This window comes from Brevundimonas sp. 1080 (assembly GCF_040545985.1).
Taxonomy (GTDB): Bacteria; Pseudomonadota; Alphaproteobacteria; order Caulobacterales; family Caulobacteraceae; genus Brevundimonas.
The window spans coordinates 207081-222410 of record NZ_JBEPMW010000001.1 but is presented as its reverse complement, the minus strand read 5'-3'; the positions used below and the strand labels follow the sequence as shown (position 1 = coordinate 222410).

Below are 15330 nucleotides of genomic sequence, written 5' to 3'. Positions count from 1 at the left end.
TGCCGTTCGACTTTCATGGCCGCCGACCCGCCTGGAACCGATCCTTCTGACCGTGACCCGCACGAGCGCGATCTGTCGCGCCGCGCCGGGGGCGGCGGCGCCATGAGCCCGTGGCTGATCATCGGCTGCATCATTCTGCTAGGCCTGGGCGTCTATGTCGTCTCGGCCCTGCTTTAATGCCCAAGGAGGCCGTATGAACCGCTTCGTCCCGCTCGCCGCCATTCTTTGCCTGACCGGCGGCGTCGTCGCCTGCTCGGATCGCGACGACGATGTGGTCCAGGCCCCTGCGCCGGGCGCAGCGCCCGTGGCCTTGCCGGATCAACAGGCGGATGCCGCCGCCTCAAACGCCGCCTTGGCCTTCAACATGACCCGCGATCAGCTAGAGGATGCGGACCTATATTCGCGCGCCAACGTCGATCTGGGCGACGTGGAAACCTTGGTGCTGGACGCCTCTGGCGCCCTCACCCATCTGGTCGTCGAGCTGGAAGGGCCCGGCGACATGAAGGTGCTGGTTCCGGTCGGGGATGTCGCTCCGATCGACCGCAACGGCGACCGGGATCTGGTCACCGATCTGACGCCCGGCCAGCTTCAGGCCCTGCCGGCGTGGACCCCGCCAGCGCGCTGATTGGAGGCTGAATGCGGCGTTAAGTCTGACGGGCGCTTGACCGGCCGGCGCCGGCCGGTCATTGCCCGATCTCATGAACATTCTTCTCGTCGGATCGGGCGGCCGCGAACACGCCCTGGCCTGGAAGATCGCCCAGTCGCCGCTGGTCACGCGCCTGGTCGCCGCACCGGGCAACCCAGGCATCGAGAAGCTGTGCGAGCTGCGCGCCGTCAAGGCGGACGACGCCGACGGCCTGGCCGCCCTGGCCAGAGAGATCAAGGCCGACCTGGTCGTTGTGGGGCCAGAGGTAGCGCTGGCCGCTGGCCTCGCCGACCGTCTGGCTTCGGCCGGCATTCCCTGCTTCGGGCCGACCGCCAAGGCGGCGCAACTGGAAACCTCAAAGGCCTTTTCGAAGGGCTTCCTCGAACGCCACGAGATCCCCACCGCCGGCTACGGCGTCTACGACACGGTCAAGGACGCAAAGGCGGCGCTGGACGTGTTCCGGCCGCCCTATGTGATCAAGGCCGATGGCCTGGCCGCCGGCAAGGGCGTGGCCATCAGCCCCGACCGCCCCGACGCCGAGGCCGAAATCGAGCGGATGCTGGGCGGCCGGTTCGGCGCGGCCGGCGCCCGTGTCGTGATCGAGGAGTTCATGGACGGCGAGGAGGGGTCGTTGTTCGCCCTGTGCGACGGTCAACGCGCCCTGCTGTTCGGCGGCGCCCAGGACCACAAGCGCGCCTTCGACGGCGACCTTGGCCCCAACACCGGCGGCATGGGCGCCTATTCGCCCGCGCCCGTCTTCACGCCCGATTTGGTGCAGCAGGCCGACGCGCTGATCGTCCAGCCGACGATCCGCAAGATGGCCGAAGAAGGCGCGCCCTATCGCGGCGTCCTCTACGCCGGCCTGATGGCGACGGAGGACGGCCCCAAGGTGGTCGAGTTCAACGCCCGTTTCGGCGACCCGGAATGCCAGGTGCTGATGATGCGGATGGCGGGCGACATCGTCCCCTATCTGCTGGGCTGCGCGCGCGGCGACGTCTCGGGTCTGGCTTCACCCGCCTTCAAGCCTCAGACGGTGATCTGCGTGGTCATGGCCGCCAAGGGCTATCCCGACAGCCCGCTGGAAGGCTCGATCATCCGTGGCGCCGATCAGGACTTCGGCCCCCATGTCCAGGTCTTTCACGCCGGAACCAAGCGCCGCGACGACGGCTTGCTGGCCGCCTCGGGCGGGCGCGTTCTAAACGTCTGCGCTGAGGGCGACGACATCGCCCAGGCCCGCGAACGCGCCTATGCTGCCATCCGCAAGATCGACTGGCCGGGCGGCTTCAACCGCTCCGACATCGGCTGGCGGGCGCTGGAGCGGGGCTGAAGCCTAGGCCGCCGCGAACAGCAGTCGGCCCTCGCCCATGCGTTCGCGCAAGGCCGGCAGGTCGGTATGGGCGACCGAGAAACAGCCGTAGCTGCGACCCAGCTTGCCTTCGCGCGCCAGGAAGTCGGGATCGGCATAGTCTGCGCCGTGGACGATGATGGCCCGCTCGCGCGCCTTGTCGTTGGAATATTCCAGCCCGTCCAGCAGGACGTTCGGCCCCTGCTGCGCGCCCCAATTGGCGCCCGCGGTTGCATAGGCGCCGATCGAGGACATGTTGGAATCCGGCGTATTGGAAAAGCGCTTGGCATAGCCGGTGTGGCTGGGGTCCGATCCCCGGCCGTGGCAGGTGCGCAGCACCTTTACTGCACCCGCGATGAGGTCGACTTCGTACAGCCGCTCCTCGCCCGAGAATTTCTGGAAATCGACCAGATACATCCGGTCACGCAGAGGCAGGCGGTGATGGTGGGTGTCCAGCGCGGTCATGGCGCGCTCCATCAGCTCCTTGCGAACATGACCACGCGGATCCAGCGGCGGCGGCGTCAGGGCGGAGGTCTGGACCGTGGGCAGACCGACTTGCGGCATGGCGATCGGAGTTCCGTTCTGGGCCGTCGTCAGCTGCGCCGTAGCGCTCGCGCTGGCGCATCCCGCCAGCATGGCCGATCCACCCAGAATAAGTCCTCGTCTCGATAGCCGCATGCGACGCCCTCGTTGCGGTTGGTCTTGAGGCGTGTTTGTTTCAGTTGGTTACGGGCGAGGCAACCTGAGCCTTGTGGGGCATTTTTGCGGCCGACGCGTCGCGGGGAGAGATCGATGAAACGTTTCGGAATCGCGCTGGCGGTGCTGATGGCGTCGGCGGTGAGCGCCCATGCGCAGCAAATCCCCGTAGCCACAAGCGTTTCGGCCCAACCCAACACAACGTTCGTTGAAGCCGGAAGGTTGCTTGCGGATCCGTCGAACGGCGTCGTGCAGCGCGATAAAACTCTCGTGATCAGAGGGAACCAGGTCGTCGAAGTGCGCGACGGCTTCGTCGGCGACGCCTCTCAGGGCAAGGTCGTGGACCTGCGCCAGGCCTTTGTCTTGCCCGGCCTGATCGACAGCCACGTCCATCTGACGGGCCAGCAAAACCCGAACTCACGCCTTGAAGAGGTGACGCTTTCGGACGCGGACCAGGCGATGGTCGGCGCCCGCTATGCGCGTCGCACCCTGATGGCCGGCTTTACGACGGTGGCGGATCTGGGCGCCTCGAACCAGGCCATCTTCGCCCTGCGGAACGCCGTCAGGAACGGCGACGTGCCGGGACCGCGCATCATTGCGGCGGGGTCGTCGGTGTCGATCCACGGCGGTCATGGCGACATCAACGGCTATCGCGAGGACGTCATGCACCTGCTGTCGTCCGAGAGCATCTGCTCAGGGCCTGAGGACTGCATGCGGGCCGTGCGCACCCAGGTTCGCGCCGGCGCCGACATCATCAAGATCACCGCGACGGGCGGCGTGCTGTCCAACACCGCCGCCGGTCTGAATCAGCAGTTCAGCGACGACGAACTGTCCGCCATCGTCGGCAGCGCCCACCGCATGGGCCGCCAGGTGACGGCGCACGCCCACGGGGTGGACGGCATCAACGCCTTCCTGCGGGCCGGCGGCGATTCCATCGAACACGGCACCTATCTGGACGACCAGTCGATCCGCCTGTTCAAGTCGAACGGCGCCTGGCTGATCCCGACCCTGCTGGCCGGGGATTTCGTGGCGCGTATCGCCTCGGGACCCGACAACTTCTTCACCCCCGCCCAGACGGCCAAGGCGCTGGAGGCCGGGCCCAAGATGCTGGACATGGCGCGGCGCGCACATGAGGGCGGAGTCAAGATCGCCTTCGGCACCGACTCGGGCGTTTCGGCCCACGGCGACAACGCCCAGGAGTTCGCGCTTCTGGTCCGCGCCGGCCTGAGCCCGCTCGAGGCCATCCAGGCCGCCACCGTCGGCGCCGCCGAACACCTGCGCATCGCCAATGAGGCCGGCAAGATCGCCGTGGGCATGCCCGCCGACATCGTCGCCGTCTCGGGCGATCCGCTGACGGACGTGACCGAGCTGGAGCGGATGAAGTTCGTGATGAAGTCCGGCGTCGTCTATCGCGCCGACTGAATCCTGTCGTTCAGGAAGGCGGCGAAAGCCGCCTCGTCCGCGAACCGGGCGACGACCGGCCAGGCGACGACGGCCTTGCGCTGCTCGGGCGTCAGCCGGACCCAGTCCTTTTCCGTCGTAACCAGGCCGGCGTCGAACACCGCAGCCCGGTCCGTCAGGAACGTCATGTCGGCGGCGCTATAGGCCGCGTGGTCGGGGAAGGGGACGAAGTCGACCAGGTCGCAGTCCGCCGCCTTCAGCGACCGCTCGACCTTCCAGGGCTTGGCGATGCCCGCAAACCCGACCTGGGGCCCCGACGGCGGGGGCTCCTCGGGCGTCAGGCGCGCGATAAAGACGGGCAGGGCGCCGAACACGGCCATCAGTTCGGGATCGGCCTCTTCGACATCGGTCGGCAGCATGACCACCACGGCGTCGGCGCGCGCCAGCCCGGCCTTCAGCGGCTCGCGCATGGGGCCGGACGGAAAGACCGATCCGTCGCCGAACGGCCATTCGTCGCCGCGCGTCTCGCCGTCCACGACGATCAGGCTGACGGTCTTTTCCAGGGCCGGGTTCTGATGGCCGTCGTCCAGCACCAGGGCCTGCGCCCCCTCCGTGACGGCGGCCTTGGCGCCCGCCACGCGATCGCGCGCGATCCAGACCGGCGCCCCCTGCGCCAGCATCAGCGGTTCGTCCCCGACATCGTCGGCCGTATGGATTTGAGGATCGACCCGGATCGGCCCTTCCAGCCGCCCGCCATAGCCGCGCGACAGACCTTGCGCCTCGACACCCGCCGCGCGCAGCAGCCGCAAGGTTTCGCGCGCGACCGGCGTCTTGCCCGATCCGCCGACCGTCAGATTGCCGACCGAGATGACCGCGCAGCCGGGGTCGGCGGGCGTCGTCTTGGCGATCCGGCGCGCCGTCACGGCGGCCCAGATCCAGCCCAGCGGTTTCAACGCCGTGCGCGTCATCCGGGCGTGGTTGCTGTCGCGCACATACCACCAACGCGGCGTGTTCAGCTTCATCGCCGGCCCTGCCTCTGCGGCATCAGCGGCGACAGCAGCGCCCACAGTCGCTCCAACCCGCCTCCAGCCTCGACCGCCGCGCGACGCCCGCGTTCGCCCATGGCCTTGGCCGCGTTCAGGTCTTCCAGCAGGGGCTCGATCACGCCGGGCAGGTCGGACGGCGCCTGAACCAGGGCCAGGCCTCCCGCCTCCACCAGGGCCGCCGTCACCGGCGCCCAGTTGGATGCATCTGGTCCCGTAATCGTCGGCTTGCCCAGCCGCGCGGGCTCCAGCGGATTATGCCCGCCGACGGGCGGCAGGCCGATGGCGGGCGCGAAAGACCCGCCCATCACCACGACATCGGCCAGCCGCAGGAACAGGCCCATCTCGTTCAGCGTATCGGCCAGATAGATGTCGGTGTCCGGCCCGATCGTCTCCCCGCGCGAGCGCATGGCGAAGGCGTATCCGTCGCGTTGCAGCGCCTGAGCGATGTGCGCCCCCCGCTCGGGATGGCGTGGCGTCAGGATCAGGCAAACCCGTTCGCTCAAATGGTCCAGCGCGCGCACGATGGCGATCTCTTCGCTCTCGTGGGTGCTGGCGGCGACGATCACCGGCCGGTCGCCGATGGCGGCGCTCAAACGACTGAAGGCGGCAGGATCGTGCGGCAGGGCCTCTCCGGACAGTTTCAGATTCACCAGCCCGTCGATCCGCGCGCCCATGCCCTCCAGCCGTTGGGCCGAGACCGCATCCTGCGGCAGGACCAGATCAAAGGCGCCGGTCAGCGCCCGCGCCGAGGCCGGAAATCGCGCCCAGCCCTCGACCGTCTTTTCCGTGATCCGCGCGCTGACCAGGGCCAGTTTCACCCCCCGCCGTTTCGCCTCAAGCAGCAGGTTCGGCCACAGTTCGCTTTCGACGAAGACCGCAAGGGCTGGCCGCCAATGGTCCAGGAACCGCTCGACCACGCCGGGGGCATCGACCGGCGCATATTGGTGGATCACGCCTGCCGGCAGTCGTTCGGCCAGAATATGCGCCGAGGTCACGGTGCTGGAGGTGACCAGAACGGTCAGGTCCGGCCGCGCCTTCACCAGCCGCTCGACCACGGGCAGCAGCGACAGGCTCTCGCCCACGCTGACGCCGTGCAGCCAGACCAGATCGCCCGCGGGGCGCTCGGTGCGAGTGAAGCCCATCCGCTCGTCCACCCGCACCGGGTCTTCTTTGCCCCGCCTGGCGCGCGCATCCAGCAGGCGCGGGGCCAGCGGCTCCAGCGCGCGCGTCGCCAGCCGATAGGCGATCAGCGGCAAGGGCGTCACGGCTGCTTCCTCACGGCTTCAGACCCGTGATCGCATCGGCCCGCGCCTCGACGGCGTTCAGCCGCGCGGCCCAGTCCTGGCGGACGTGATCCAGGTCGTCGCCGGTCGGATAATCGGCGATGTCCCACACGATGGCGCCTTTGGCGAAGGGCAGGGGCAGGATCGCGCGGTCCCAACTGCTCAGCCGGATGGCCGGATTGCACGACATGCCGATGAACAGCGTCGGCGCCTTTGAGATCTTGGCCATCATCGGCAGACCCTCGGCCATCTGGCGCGCCGGGCCGCGAGGACCGTCCGGCGTGATAGCCAGGGCGCCGATCTTCAATTGACGCAGGCCCGCCCGCAGCGCCTGCGACCCGCCCTTGTCCCGGTCCGCCTTGTCCTTGTTCGACGACGAACCGCGAATGGCGGGAAAGCCCTGGCGAGCCACGGCCTTTGCGATGAACTGACCGTCCGCCGACAGGGAAATCAACGCCTTGGCCGGCTGCGCGCGGTTCAGCGGCCAGCACGCCGGCGACAGGCCGATGCGCGAATGCCAGAAGGCGCACAAAACCCCGCCGCCCCGGGCCCAAACCCCCTCGGCCACCGCCTGGTTTTCGTGGGTCCAGCGCATGGTGGCGAAGCAGAACTGCATCCAGTGCGCCAGGATGAAGGACAGGCTGGCCTGGACGGCCGGAATGCGCAGCGGCCTCACGCGACCGTCTCGACCGTGGGCGCGGCGCCGTCCAGCGACTGCTGGCGGGCCAGGCGCGAATAGAGGCCGCCTCTGGCGACGAGGGCATCGTGCGAGCCTTCCTCGACCACCCGGCCGGCCTCGATCACATAGATGCGGTCGGCGTTCCGGACGGTGGACAGGCGGTGGGCGATCATCAGGGTGGCGCGCCCCTGCATCAGCCGCTCCAGCGCCGCCTGGACCAAGGCCTCGCTCTCGGTGTCCAGGGCGCTGGTGGCCTCGTCCAGCAGCAGGATGGGCGCATCCTTGACGAAGGCGCGGGCGATGGCGATGCGCTGGCGCTGACCGCCGGACAGACGCAGGCCCGCCTCGCCCGCGCGGGTGTCGTAACCTTGCGGCAAGGCGGTGATGAAGTCATGGGCGGCGGCGGACCTTGCGGCGTCCTCGATCTGCGCCTGCGTCGCGCCCGGCCGGCCATAGGCGATGTTGGCGGCGATGGTGTCGTCGAACAGGAAGGGCTCCTGCGTCACCAGGGCGATGTGGTCGCGCAGGTCATGGATGCGAAGCGCCCGCACGTCCGCGCCGTTGATCGTCACCGCCCCGCCCGTCACATCATAGAAGCGTGGCAGCAGGCTCAGGATCGTGCTCTTGCCGCCGCCCGACGGCCCGACCAGCGCCACCGTCTCGCCCGGCGCGACCCGCAGGGACACCCCGTCCAGCGTCGGCGCATCGGTCCCGGCGTAGGCGAAGGACACCTTGTCCAGCACAACTTCGACCGGCCCGGCGGCCAGCGGGGCGGCGTCGGCCGCCTCACGAATCTCGGGTTGGATGTCCAGGGCGCCGAACAGGCGGCGTGCGGCGGTGAAGCCCTCGCTCATCACTGTGGCCAGGTTCGTCACCTGGCGCAGGGCCTGACCGGCGGCCAGCAGCATGCCGATGAAGGCGGCGAACCCACCCACCGTCATGTCGCCCGACTGCGCCCGCCATCCGGCGTAGGCCATGACGGCGGCGACGACGATATAGGCGACGAGATCGCTGGACGGACCGGCGAAGGCGCGGGCGTTGGCGCCCTTGATCACGTGGCGCTGGCGACGGGCGACCACCTCGGCGACGCGGTCCTGTTCGGCGGCCTCGCGGTTTTCGATCTTGATCAGGCGAACCCCGTCCAGGTTCTCCATCAGGGCGGTGGACAGGTTTTCGGTCTCGGCCATGGCGCCGACGGCGGCCTTGCGCGTCTTGCGCCCGAACCGGCGCAGCACCAGCGCTACCAGCGGCACGCCCAGCAGCACGACGATCGTCAGCTGCCAGTCGATGAACCCCATGTAGATCAGCACCGCGACCAGGGTCAGCAGGTTCTGCGTGTAGTTGACCACGCCCGAGGTGAAGGCCTCGCGCACCATATTGGCGTCGAACAGCACCGAGGAGACGAAGCCGCCCGAATGCTGGCTGCGTAAGCGCGCCAGGTCGGCGCGGATCATGGCGCCGAACAGGCGGATCTGGATGTCGCCGACGATGGTGTGACCCAACCGGTTGACAAGGGCCGCCTGGCCCAGCGCCGCCAAAGTCCGAGCAATGGCGACAGTCAGGATGGCGACCGGGATCCAGACGACGGCCTTGTCCGCCGGAAAGGTCACCAGGCCGAACAGGCTGATCGGCCTGGTCCCGCCGAGGAACAGACCGTTGACGGCCGGCTCCAGCAGCTTCAGCAGCGCAGCCGTCAGCAGGCCCGTCGTCGCCGCGCACAAGACCGACAGGATCAGCGATCCCTTGTGCTTGGACAGATAGTCGCGCCAAATCCGCGCCAGCAAGGCGCGCAGCGGCATGGTTTCGGAGGCGGCGACGGTCATCGGCTCTCGGTCGTCCGAGCCGCCGTTCAAGTCAAGGCTTGTGAGGCGACGGTTCGAGCGCACGGCCCGGCTCGTCGGCGCGGATCAGGGTTTCGCCGGGCGCTTCCTGGATCCTGACGGCGGGCGGAACCGTCGGATTGGACGCGTATCGACGCCCGTCGAACGGCACGGCGGCCTCATAGCCCTCGGTGATTCCGCCGCCCGCGACATAGACGCCCAAATCCCGTCGGCCATGGGTCTGTCGCTCCAGCAGCCGGATCGGGGCGCGCGCGACGCTGATCTCGCCGACCGAGCGATAGGTCGCGCCGGTGCGGTCCAGCACCAACAGCCGACATCCGCCCGAGCCGCACCAGTTCGGGCCGGTCAGATAGACCAGGGTCATGGCCCCGTCCGGCGTGATCGCGGCCGTATATCGGGTGGTGTCCAACGCCTCCTTGGTCCGGTCGCGCAAATAGGCGATCAGGGCAGGGTCTTCGGGCGGCGGCGTCTGGGCGGCGGCCGCGCCGGCCCACAGGCTGGCGGCGGCGACGACGGCGGTGGCGGCGAGGGTTTTCATCGGGGTGTTCTCCGGTCTCGACAAACATTCCAACGCATCAGGATCGAGATCGGATGACGCGGCGGCGTCGGATCGCTATCTGGCGGGCATGGCGCGCTTCGACCTCTCGACCGCGATGGGCCGTTTTCGGGCGCATTGGCATTATTTCTGGGCCGACCACGCGTTTCTGCGCGTGGCCTTTTCCAACGCCCACTGGCTGGGCCCGGATCTGGTGCGAACCAATCAGCCGTCGCCGCGCCAGCTGGCCTATTGGAAAAAGAAGGGCGTCAAGACGGTCATCAACCTGCGCGGCGCGCGGGACGAGGGCTATTACTGGCTGGAAAAGGACGCTTGCGAGCGGCTGGGCCTGACCCTGATCGACGCGCCGCTGGACTCGCGCGATCCGCCCGAGACGGTGCGCATCCACCGCGCGCGCGAGCTGTTCAGGACGATCCAGTATCCGGTGCTGATCCACTGCAAGTCCGGCGCGGATCGAGCGGGGATGATGGCGGTATTCTATCGCCACTTTCACCTGGGCGAGCCGATCTCGGTCGCGATGAAGCAGCTCTCCAAGAAATATCTGCACTCCCGCGAGGGGCTGACCGGGGTGCTGGACTATACGCTGGAGAAATACGTCAACGAGATCGAGCCGAAGGGCATCAGCTTCATCGATTGGGTCGACAGTCCCGACTACGACCCCAAGGCCATACGTGCCGAGTTCAAGGCCGGCTGGTGGGGCACGCTGCTGACCGACAAGCTGCTGCGGCGCGAGTAGGGGGCTTCAGCCCCAGGGGCCGGTCTTCGGTTCGTCGCCGGCCTCGGTGTCCGCGCGCGCCTCGGCGGCCAGTTCGGCGTCGCGACGGGCCTTGCGATCGGCCTCCCACCGCTTGAACCAGCGGGCGTAGTCGATATGGCCGCGCAGCGAAAAGCTGAACAGGGCCAGCACGGCCAGCAGGCTGACCAGTTGGAAGATCTGTTGCGGTTCCAGGTTCATCGTCGTCCTCGCCTACAGATCGAAACGTCGGATCGAGGAGCCGGTTCGGCTCCTCGATGTCGCACTCAGTCCTCGGCTCAGGCCGCGTCGCCGCGCGGATCGATCAGCTTGTGGGCGTGCAGGATGAAATAGCGCATGTGGGCGTTGTCCACGGTCGCCTGGGCGCGCGCCTTCCACGCCTTCTTGGCGTCCTCATAGTTGCCAAAGGCGCCGACGAACTCGACCTGCGACAGGTCGCGGAAGGTCGGCTCGCCCAGGTGACGAAGCTCGCCGCCGATCACGATGTGCAGAAGTTGCGGCGGGACGGCGTTCTGATCGGTCATCGGAAATCCTGAAGGCTGAGCCGGAAGGCTTTGGAGGGGGAGGAGGTTTGCGCGCGGCATAGGCCGAGAACGCCCTCGGATCAATGTCAGCCGGGGTTTTTCCGTCCCCGCCTCAGGTCGAAAGCGGCACGTTTTTACAGCGCCGCACGATCATCGGCTGGATGATCGGGGCCGCGCAGACCAGGCTGGTCTGGCGCGGATCGGGCCGGTTGAACGCCCATGGCCGCCCGTGGTGATCGCTGACCCTCGCGCCGGCTTCGGTCGCGATCAGCCAGCCCGCGGCGACGTCCCAGTCCCACTTCGGCGTCAGGGCCAGGGCGGCGTCGAAGGCGCCGGCGGCGACCAGCGCCATCCGATAGGCCAGGGCGTTGCGCTTCTCGAACCGCATCGCCGGCCAGGGTTCGTCGGCAAAATAGGGCGCTTCGATCAGTCGCGCATCGCCCAGTATCGAGGCGTCCTCCAGCGTATCGATATCCGAGGCGTGGATGGGTTTGCCGTTGCGCCGCGTCCCGCCGCCGCGCGTCGCCACATAGGTCTCGTCCACCTCAGGCGCATGGATGACGGCTGCGACGACCTCGCCGTCCTCGATCACCGCGATGGGCACGCACCACCACGGCGTCCGCTTCATATAGGCGACGGTGCCGTCGATGGGATCGACCACGAAGATGCGTCGTTTGGACAGACGCTCGGCCGTATCCGCCGTCTCCTCCGAGAGCCAGCCATAGTCCGGTCGTGCCGAAAGCAGCCGGTCTTTCAACATGGCGTCGACCTTCAGGTCGCCGCTGGTGACGGGCGAACCGCCGACCTTGGACTCGATTTTCAGCCCCGCCTCACGCTCGGCGATGGCCAGCGCCCCGGCGTCTATGGCCGCCTGGCGGATCAGGTCGAGGTCGGCATGCAAGTCGATCATTTGCCCGCGATGGCCACCGCATCGAACATCAGGCTGGGCACATTGAACCCGCCCCGGAACTCCAGGTCCGAACCGCGTTCGAGGCGCAGGTAAAGGTCGGTCAGCTTGCCCGCGACCGTGACCTCGCTGACCGGATAGGCGATCACGCCGTTCTCGAACCAGAAGCCCGACACCCCGGCGGACCAGTCGCCGGTGTTGCCGTTCAGCGACGGGCCGAACATCGACGTCACCAGAAGGCCGGTCCCGGCGTCGGCCATCAGGCCCGCCAGATCCCGCTCGCCCGGCTCCATATGCAGATTGTGGGTCGAGACGCCGGATGGTCCGGCCAGACCCCGCGACGCGTGGCCGGTGGTTTCCAGGCCCAGTTGCCGGGCCGAGGCGCTGTTCAGCAACCAGGTGGTCAGGACGCCGTCGTCGAACAGGGCGCGCTTGTGGACTATTGCGCCCTCGTCGTCGAACGGGGTCGATCCCATGCCGCGCGGGCGGAACGGATCGTCGATCAGGGTGACGCCCTCGGCGAACACGCGCTGACCCATGCGGTCCTTCAGGAACGAGGTGCCGCGCGCGATCGACGGGCCGGAAATGGCGCCGATGGCCGGCGACACGATCTGGCCCGCCATCCGGTTGTCGAAGATCACGGGCGCGGTGGTCGAGGCGATCTTGCGCGGGCCGACGCGGGCGACCGCGCGCTCGCCGGCGGTGCGGCCGATCAATTCTGCGCCCGGCAGGTCGGACAGATGGCGGGTCGAACGGCTCTCGCCGCCGCGCTCCATCGCGCCGTCCTTTTCCGCGATGACGCCGACGCCCAGCGAAAAGGCCGAACCCTCATAGGCGCCGTCGAAACCGTGAGAGGTGACAAGCCGCCAGCGGGTGGACGACCAGCCGGCGTGTCCGCCTTCCGACCGCGCCACGCCGGGGACCGCCAGGGCCGCCGCCTCGGCCTCGGCCGAGACCTGTTCCAGAGTTTGGGCGCTGCGTTCGCTGGGATCGAACAGGTCCAAATCGATGAACGGGCCGCGCGCCAGCCGATCCTCGGGCGCGAAACCGGCGTGGGGGTCTTCCGGCGCCAACCGCGCCATGGCCACCGCCCGCTCGACCAAGCGCTGCTGGGTGGCGGGCGAAAGGTCCGAGGCCGAAACGGACGCCTGCCGTTGGCCCACGAACACGCGCAGGCCCAGGTCGCGCGATTCCTCGCGTTCGACATCTTCCAGCTTGCCGTTGCGCACCCCGACCGACAGGGATCGGCGATCGGCGCTGACCGCCTCTGCGGCGTCGGCGCCGGCCTTCAGCGCGGCCTTGACGATGTCGTTGAGAATATCGGTGGAAACGGGCGCAGCCAGGGTTTCAGTCATGCCCTGATATGGCGGACGCCCCGCTGCACCGCAACCGCGTCAGACCACGGCGAAGGCGATCAGGCCCACAGCCGCCGTCAGCAGCGCGACCCAGGTCAGCAGCATGCCGACGACGCGACCCAGCGACGGCCCGGTCTGCAGCAGCAGGCCCAGGGCATGGGCGACCCGGCCGACAAACAGCGTCGCGCCGACCCCGTGGATCATCCAGGCCGGCGCGCCGACGGCGGCCAGCAGCAGCATGGCGATCATGCCCGGCGTCGCATATTCCACCAGATTTCCGAAGGCGCGGCTGGCGGCCATCAGATCCGCGTTTCCGCCGTCGCCGAACGACACCATGTGTTTTCGCCGCCCGCTGACCACGATGCCCGACAAGACCAGCATCATCAGGATCAGCAGGCCGCTCCACAGGGCGGCGGCTTGGACGGCGTACATCAGCGGCGTGGTCATCGATCAGTCCTCACGCCCGACGGGGTAGAGCAGATAATGGTCGTCATAGAAGGGCGTGCGTTCATAGAACCAGGCCAGACGCGCCTGCGGATCGGCGGCGAACGTGGCGTCGGCCGCCACCTTGGCCTCGAACTCGGCCTTCAATGCCGGGTCCGCCCCCATCATCTTGTCCGCAAGCGGGGCGATGGCGTAGGCCTCGATATATTCGACGCGGCTCATCACCTCGGGGAACATGCCCCAGGCGAAGAAGCTTTCGCTGGATTGCGGCTCCAGCAGCAGCACGACGATGTCGCCCAGCGGCTGATCCGTGGGCACCCGCACCGAGCCGGTCGGATACGTCCAGTCGCGCTTCTCGACCTCGACGGTCTTCACCGACGCCTGCACGTGACCTTCGTTGGCGCGGGTCGCCAGCTTGGGCTCGACCAGGCGGAGCATCGACAGGTTCACGGTGCGCGCAGCCTCGACCGTCTCCATTTCGATCCCGTGCGTTTTCAGCCGCTCGATGATGTCGGTGCGATAACCCGGCACCCAGTAGGCCGTCGGCCGCGTCAGGGTCAGCGTCGGTTTGGAGCCATAGAAGGGCATCTGCCACAGATCGGGATCGGGGCGGCCCAGCCAGCGGATCTCCTTTCGACCCGAGGCGGCGCTGTCGTACATCTCGTACAGCATGCCCTTGAAGGGCCGGGTGGACGACGGCGTGTCGTCGGCCTCGAAGTTGGCGGGGATTTGCGCCGGACGCAGGGCCTTGTCCTTATCGGTCGCGGCGCGAAGACCGGCGCCCTGATCGGCCAGCAGACGCATCGCCTCCTCGATGAAGACATAGGTGCCCAGCACCCGCTGTTCGTGCGGTTTCAGGCTGTGGTTCTCGATCAGGATCGTCGGCACATGGGCGGCCGCGCCCCAGCCGTTGGAAAACCGCTCGCCCAGGCCGCCGTCCGACAGGCCCTTCTTGGGTTCATCGTCGTCGATGCCGAACACCAGCTCGCCGGGGATGTGGCCCTCGCGTTCCAGCGCGGCGTTCATCGCAGGCTTGAAGACCGAATCCAGCCAGGCCGAGGCGTTCGGCGACCGGCTGAAGGTCCCGTCCTCGCCGTTGAAGCCGTAGGTGACGTCGTACTGGTAATCCATGCCGTCGGTGACGTGGACGTCCACGTACAGGTCCGGCCGGTATTTCAGGATCAGGCCGCGCACGGCGCGCATCTCGGGCTGATCCAGCTTCAGATAGTCGCGGTTCAGGTTCTGGTTGGTCGCCGTATTGCGCCAGCCCTGGATGCGCGGCCCCCGCTGGTTAGGCCGGGAATAGGGGCCGGAACGCTCGTGGCCGTCGACGCTCAGGATGGGGATCAGGATCAGATTGACCCGGTCCAGCAGGGCGTCCTTTCCATAGAAGGCGATGTCGCGCAGCAGCATCATGCCCGCGTCCTTGCCGTCGATCTCGCCGGGGTGAATGCCGGCCTGGATCATCAGCACCGGTTTGGCCGGATCGAAGGCCGCGCCATCCTTGGAGGCGATCACCGCATAGATGGGTCGGCCCTCGGGCGACACGCCGAACTGCTCAATGCGGATCAGATCGCTGGCGGCGTCTAGACGATCGAACCAGGCGCGGGTGTCGACATAGTTGGGGCTGAAGTCATGCGCCGGATCGGCCTCGAACGCCGTGACCCAAGGATCAGACGCATCGCGCAGCAGCGCCTTGGACGCGCCGTCCCAGGCGGGGGCGGGCGGCAGGAAGGCCTGATCCCATGGGGCGGTGTTGGGAAGCGTCTGGGACATGGCGGGGCTCACGCTACAGGCAAGGGCGGCGACCAGCGCCGAAACCAGAAGAGGGGACTGCATGGCCTTTCGTGAGC

At 68.2% G+C, this 15330-nt stretch carries 17 protein-coding genes; 5 read left to right on the top strand and 12 right to left on the bottom strand.

The annotated features are described in order from the left end of the window. Positions 1–15 precede the first annotated feature (15 nt). The 3 genes from ABIC32_RS01145 (at position 16) to purD (ending at position 1973) form a co-directional block, all read left to right on the top strand. On the top strand, positions 16–177 hold the full coding sequence (locus ABIC32_RS01145; RefSeq protein WP_165115848.1) for a hypothetical protein: 162 nt from the start codon (positions 16–18) through the stop codon (positions 175–177). 16 nt (positions 178–193) lie between these two features. Further along, entirely contained in the window at positions 194–625 is a 432-nt protein-coding gene (locus ABIC32_RS01140; RefSeq protein ID WP_354071748.1) for a hypothetical protein, read from the top strand. A gap of 73 nt (positions 626–698) precedes the next feature. Continuing rightward, a complete protein-coding gene (purD, locus tag ABIC32_RS01135) occupies positions 699–1973 on the top strand; it encodes a phosphoribosylamine--glycine ligase (protein WP_354071746.1) in 1275 nt (424 codons plus the stop codon). 3 nt (positions 1974–1976) lie between these two features. Here purD and ABIC32_RS01130 read toward each other — a convergent pair whose 3' ends face one another. Beyond that, on the bottom strand, positions 1977–2669 hold the full coding sequence (locus ABIC32_RS01130; protein ID WP_354071744.1) for a murein L,D-transpeptidase catalytic domain family protein: 693 nt from the start codon (positions 2667–2669) through the stop codon (positions 1977–1979). Positions 2670–2783: 114 nt separating this feature from the next. On the opposite strand from ABIC32_RS01130, the gene ABIC32_RS01125 reads away from it, so the two are divergent. After that, positions 2784–4109, top strand: coding sequence for a metal-dependent hydrolase family protein (locus tag ABIC32_RS01125; protein ID WP_354071742.1), 1326 nt, complete (start codon positions 2784–2786; stop codon positions 4107–4109). On the opposite strand, the gene lpxK is transcribed toward ABIC32_RS01125, so the two are convergent. The 5 genes from lpxK to ABIC32_RS01100 are packed head-to-tail and all read right to left on the bottom strand — an operon-like array spanning position 4094 to position 9475. Continuing rightward, positions 4094–5110: a tetraacyldisaccharide 4'-kinase gene (gene lpxK / locus ABIC32_RS01120; protein WP_354072919.1), complete on the bottom strand. Its 1017-nt coding sequence runs from the start codon at positions 5108–5110 to the stop codon at positions 4094–4096. The genes ABIC32_RS01125 and lpxK overlap by 16 nt on opposite strands. Then, on the bottom strand, positions 5107–6399 hold the full coding sequence (locus ABIC32_RS01115) for a 3-deoxy-D-manno-octulosonic acid transferase (protein ID WP_354071740.1): 1293 nt from the start codon (positions 6397–6399) through the stop codon (positions 5107–5109). Before ABIC32_RS01115 ends, lpxK begins: the two co-directional genes overlap by 4 nt. Before the next feature lie 10 nt (positions 6400–6409). After that, complete coding sequence (locus ABIC32_RS01110; RefSeq protein WP_292080538.1) at positions 6410–7093, bottom strand: lysophospholipid acyltransferase family protein; 684 nt, start codon at positions 7091–7093, stop codon at positions 6410–6412. Next, entirely contained in the window at positions 7090–8919 is a 1830-nt protein-coding gene (locus ABIC32_RS01105) for an ABC transporter ATP-binding protein (protein WP_354071737.1), read from the bottom strand. Before ABIC32_RS01105 ends, ABIC32_RS01110 begins: the two co-directional genes overlap by 4 nt. A gap of 31 nt (positions 8920–8950) precedes the next feature. Further along, a complete protein-coding gene (locus ABIC32_RS01100) occupies positions 8951–9475 on the bottom strand; it encodes a COG3650 family protein (RefSeq protein ID WP_354071735.1) in 525 nt (174 codons plus the stop codon). Positions 9476–9563: 88 nt separating this feature from the next. Here ABIC32_RS01100 and ABIC32_RS01095 point away from each other — a divergent pair, with 88 nt between their 5' ends. Next, a complete protein-coding gene (locus ABIC32_RS01095) occupies positions 9564–10229 on the top strand; it encodes a fused DSP-PTPase phosphatase/NAD kinase-like protein (protein ID WP_295209729.1) in 666 nt (221 codons plus the stop codon). Positions 10230–10235: 6 nt separating this feature from the next. On the opposite strand, the gene ABIC32_RS01090 is transcribed toward ABIC32_RS01095, so the two are convergent. The 6 genes from ABIC32_RS01090 to ABIC32_RS01065 form a co-directional block, all read right to left on the bottom strand. After that, a complete protein-coding gene (locus ABIC32_RS01090) occupies positions 10236–10448 on the bottom strand; it encodes a hypothetical protein (RefSeq protein WP_295194652.1) in 213 nt (70 codons plus the stop codon). A 77-nt stretch (positions 10449–10525) separates the two neighbouring features. After that, the gene (locus ABIC32_RS01085; RefSeq protein ID WP_045810318.1) at positions 10526–10771 is read right to left on the bottom strand and encodes a DUF4170 domain-containing protein; all 246 of its coding nucleotides are present in this window, start codon (positions 10769–10771) and stop codon (positions 10526–10528) included. 112 nt (positions 10772–10883) lie between these two features. Then, on the bottom strand, positions 10884–11681 hold the full coding sequence (locus ABIC32_RS01080) for a 3'(2'),5'-bisphosphate nucleotidase CysQ (protein WP_354071733.1): 798 nt from the start codon (positions 11679–11681) through the stop codon (positions 10884–10886). Further along, positions 11678–13033 carry a TldD/PmbA family protein gene (locus ABIC32_RS01075; protein ID WP_354071731.1) on the bottom strand — a complete coding sequence of 452 codons (1356 nt, stop codon included), beginning with the start codon at positions 13031–13033 and terminating at the stop codon, positions 11678–11680. Before ABIC32_RS01075 ends, ABIC32_RS01080 begins: the two co-directional genes overlap by 4 nt. 39 nt (positions 13034–13072) lie before the next feature. After that, positions 13073–13480 (bottom strand): MAPEG family protein, encoded by a 408-nt coding sequence (locus tag ABIC32_RS01070; RefSeq protein ID WP_055753303.1) that lies wholly within the window; start codon positions 13478–13480, stop codon positions 13073–13075. Between the two features lie 3 nt (positions 13481–13483). Further along, on the bottom strand, positions 13484–15253 hold the full coding sequence (locus ABIC32_RS01065; protein WP_295194644.1) for a M14 family metallopeptidase: 1770 nt from the start codon (positions 15251–15253) through the stop codon (positions 13484–13486). Between the last annotated feature and the right edge of the window lie 77 nt (positions 15254–15330).